Origin of the sequence: Candidatus Nitrotoga sp. BS (assembly GCF_927797785.1) — a bacterium.
GTDB lineage: Bacteria > Pseudomonadota > Gammaproteobacteria > Burkholderiales > Gallionellaceae > Nitrotoga.
This window is the reverse complement of the sequence record NZ_CAKMLL010000091.1, coordinates 1-4,097: the sequence shown is the minus strand read 5'-3', so window position 1 is coordinate 4,097 and position 4,097 is coordinate 1. Positions and strand designations below refer to the sequence as shown.

Here is a 4,097-nt window from a genome sequence, read left to right as displayed (position 1 = left end):
TCCTTAGCATTAACGCAAAACACAGCAAATTCGATTACAGAGATAGGGGATTTTTCCAGGTGCCCATAAATCATACGTCGAGGCGACAACTAGCTTGACAATCATCGATGTTGGGCATAAAGTGGGCCAGACGTTTTACCTGCTCAAGTACCGCAGACAGGCTATGCCCGTCGTAAATGATGTGGTCAAAGGCCATGGCACCTATCACAATATGACTATCCCGAGTTTTGATGATGGGGACCTTGGTACCGGATTCGTGTTTCTTATGTTCCTTGCCTTTTCCCATACAATAAATGTGCGGCTCATTAAGACTTTAAAATTTGCTTTTATCCCCGCACTTTTGATTGAGGATACGCTGGTAAAGGGTGAAATCGGATTGTTGTTGGGTGAATGTCTGTTCGGGAAGCTTACGTTGCACTTCACGCAGTAAACGGCCGGCCATGGTTTTAACCGTTCTGATTAGTTACATGCCTCAGCTGCCCGAATGACAGCTTCAGGGCATGGGGTTGTAATCGCCGCAGCGCTCTGAGTTTAAGGAAGGCAGATTTGAGGCAGGAGCATGCCCTGCTGGTGATCGTTTATGCACGTTAGCTCAATTTTAAATAAAAAATCCGCACGACCTTATATATCTGTTTTTTGCCAGTGCCGGACGATGAGTTGTAAGTTGACGTTGCCATTGTATTCATTGATAGCCAGATTGAAAACCGCACGAATGTTGGTCGGCATGGAGTCGACACAAGAAAAGTGAATAGCATCATATGTTGCACTCGACGGTGAGAGGCTCAGTTTTAACTTGAGATGCTTTTCGCCAACCACGCGCTGGTTTTTTACGGTGAACTCGCCTTCAAAGAATGGCTGCGGGAAGCCTTGTCCCCATACCTGCTGTTCCAGGCTGCGCGCAATGCCTAATGTGAATTCGGAAGGTGCGAGTAGACCATCTGTTTCAATGATTTTGGTAAGATCGGCTGGAGAAAGTAGGCTATGCACTACAGTTTCAAAGGCGACCTTAAACTCATCGAAATGCTCCTCGCGCAGGCTAAGACCTGCCGCCATGGCATGACCGCCGAATTTTTGTATCAGATGCGGATGGCGTTTGGACACAAGGTCAAGTGCATCGCGCAGATGCAGGGCGTGGATGCTGCGTCCAGAGCCTTTAATTTCACCATTGAGTGATCGTGCGAAAGCGATGACAGGACGATGGTAGCGGTCTTTCAGACGCGAAGCGAGAATACCGATTACACCCTGGTGCCAAGTTTCGTCGAACAGTGCGAGACTGCAACTGTCAGTTGGAGTGATGTGTTCCAGCGTGGCCAGCGCCGCTTGCTGCATGTCAGCTTCTATAGCTCGCCGCGTATGGTTTAGTGTATCAAGTTGCGCTGCGATTTTGGCTGCTTCAGTGACATCATCGCTAATCAAACATGCGATACCCAGGCTCATATCTTCTAATCGCCCAGCTGCGTTTAGCCGCGGCCCCACGACAAAGCCCAATTCATAACTGGAAACCTGTGCATAATTTTTACTGGCTACCTGCAACAATGCGTTGATGCCGCAACAAGCACGCATGGCGCGGATGCGCTGTAGTCCTTGTTGCACCAGAATACGATTGTTTTCATCCAGTTTTACAACATCTGCAACTGTTCCCAAGGCAACCAGATCAAGCAGTTTGCCTAGATTGGGTTCCGCTTGCTCTGCAAATGCGCCGCGAGTCCGCAGTTCGGCGCGTAATGCGAGTAATACATAAAACATGACGCCAACCCCAGCCAGATTTTTGCTGGGAAAGTCGCAGCCGGGTTGATTTGGGTTGACAATGCACAGTGCGTCCGGCAAAGCATCGCCGGGCAGATGGTGGTCGGTGACGAGCACCTGCATGCCCAATCGGTTGGCCTCGGCCACGCCTTCCACGCTGGCGATGCCATTGTCCACGGTAATTAATATATCAGGGGTAGATTGCGCCGCCAGGCGCACGATCTCTGGCGTCAAACCATAACCAAATTTGAATCGGTTCGGTACGATGAAATCCACTTGCGCACCCAGTATACGCAGACCTCGCAGCCCCACAGCACAGGCGGTTGCACCGTCGGCATCATAATCCGCCACGATGAGCAACTTGCGTTGTGTGGCGATGGCATCAGCCAGTAAACACGCCATTTTTTTCGCGTTTTTTAGTTGCGTGAAGGGCAGCAGATATTGCAGGCCGGTATCCAACTGCGTCACATTACAAATGCCGCGCGCCGCATAAATACGTGCTAGAAGCGGTGCAATGCCAGTGTCGATAAGTTGTTGTGTAGTATCGGTCGAGTAGGATCGTTGACTTATTTGTATCATGCGGCTTAGTGGTGTGAGGGCAGGGAGAAATGATTTTAGCAGAGACAGGATGCATTACCTGCTTGTGGTAAAGAGGGGAGGGTCAATCTGGTTAATATGGGGAAAATCCCTATGAGTGCTTAAAAACGGAAAATTTAACTCGTTTTATAAATGCATCAAGGGCAACGCTACAATCCTGAATCCGTAATTCAGTTGTATAATTTTGATTTTAAAAAGAATGATATATTCTTTGTATGGTGCGCGAGTACATATGCGTCTTGTAAGATATGGTTGTGTACCAAGAGAAGTTGAGAGCTTAAGTGGTAGATGCTTTCTGATTATTGACAAAGTGAGTAATTCATTTCCACTAACAATTACTGAATGAGAAATGTAATGACCCAGATGCAAATAAATCGAAATCGAAGGTTTGATGATCCCAAAAACGGCAGCAAAGGAAATCAATTCAACGAGATTATTTTGCGGAACAATAAAGCATCAAATAGGGGACTGGAAGATAAAGAAATTCAATTGTTGCAAGAGTTGCAGGTGCGACAACTTGAGTTGGAAGCACAGAATCGCGAATTACGAGAAATACATAGGAGAGCCTCAGACAGAGAGATGGAAGATGATAAAACTCATCTGTTGCAAGAGTTGCAATTGCGTCACACTGAACTGGAGGTGCAGAACCGCGAACTAAGAGAAGCGCAACGGATGCTGGAAGAAACACGCGATCGTTATGCCAGTCTCTATGATTTTGCCCCAGTAGGTTATCTAACTCTGGATGAGGGCGGGCACATTCAGGAAATCAATCTAATTGGAGCAGCCATGTTGTGTGAAGCGCGCGAAAGTATTGTGGGCACGCCTTTTGTAACACGTATTATCAAAAGCGATATTCACGCATTCTCACACCATCTGCAGCAAAATTTTAACTCCTCCGGCAATATTATTACTGAATTGAGAATCAGAACCCATGCTGACGAGCCGGATTACATCCGTCTGGAGAGTATAGCTATGGGAAATGGGGTATGTGCCTGCCGCACGGTGATGACCAATATTACTGAACAGAAACGCATTGCATTGGCATTGCGACAAAAACAAACTGAGCAGAATGCTTTGCTGAATGCGATACCGGCCATTGTGTTCTACAAAGATCCTTATTTGCGTTATGTGACTGTTAGTCAGATGTTTGCTGACCTTCTTGGCCATCCGATAGGAGAGGTGCTCGGTAAAACCGATTTTGAGCTATTGCCAAGCGAACTGGCCGAGGATTTTCAGCGGATAAGCCGTGAAGTGCTGGAATCAAGCGAAATCAAAGCGGGCGTAGAAAGCAGGCTTACCGATGCAAGCGGTAATGCGGTTTACTTGTCTACTGTTCTTGCCCCTTTTAATAGTCCAGAAGGGAATGTCGCTGGGCTATTAGGAGTCGGCATCGACATTAGCTCACTTAAAAGAGCCGCAGATACTAATCTGGAATTGCTGCTACAAAACCGCTCGCTTACGCAAAACCTATACAGCATTCAGGAATCTGAACGTTGCCATCTGGCTCGTGAGTTGCATGATGAGTTAGGTCAATGGCTTACCGCTATTCATGCGGAAGCTCAGGCGATTTTATGTATGCCCGATGGCGAACCTGCAGTCAGGGCAAACGTACAAGCCATATGCGAAAGTGCCAATGAAATGCATGAAGTGATCCGTGACATGTTGCGTCACTTGCGCCCGGCATTTTTGGATGAACTTGGACTAGTGTAGTGCGCCATTCTGTTTGGAACTTAATCGACTGTTGGCACGAATGA

At 47.4% G+C, this 4,097-nt stretch carries 3 protein-coding genes; 2 read left to right on the top strand and 1 reads right to left on the bottom strand.

The features are described 5' to 3' along the window. Window positions 1-94 precede the first annotated feature (94 nt). Complete coding sequence (locus MJ769_RS11470) at window positions 95-430, top strand: hypothetical protein (RefSeq protein ID WP_239237278.1); 336 nt, start codon at window positions 95-97, stop codon at window positions 428-430. Window positions 431-621: 191 nt separating this feature from the next. Here MJ769_RS11470 and recJ read toward each other — a convergent pair whose 3' ends face one another. After that, window positions 622-2,325: a single-stranded-DNA-specific exonuclease RecJ gene (gene recJ / locus MJ769_RS11465; protein WP_239237277.1), complete on the bottom strand. Its 1,704-nt coding sequence runs from the start codon at window positions 2,323-2,325 to the stop codon at window positions 622-624. A 372-nt stretch (window positions 2,326-2,697) separates the two neighbouring features. On the opposite strand from recJ, the gene MJ769_RS11460 reads away from it, so the two are divergent. After that, on the top strand, window positions 2,698-4,053 hold the full coding sequence (locus MJ769_RS11460; RefSeq protein WP_239237276.1) for a PAS domain-containing protein: 1,356 nt from the start codon (window positions 2,698-2,700) through the stop codon (window positions 4,051-4,053). Window positions 4,054-4,097 lie beyond the last annotated feature (44 nt).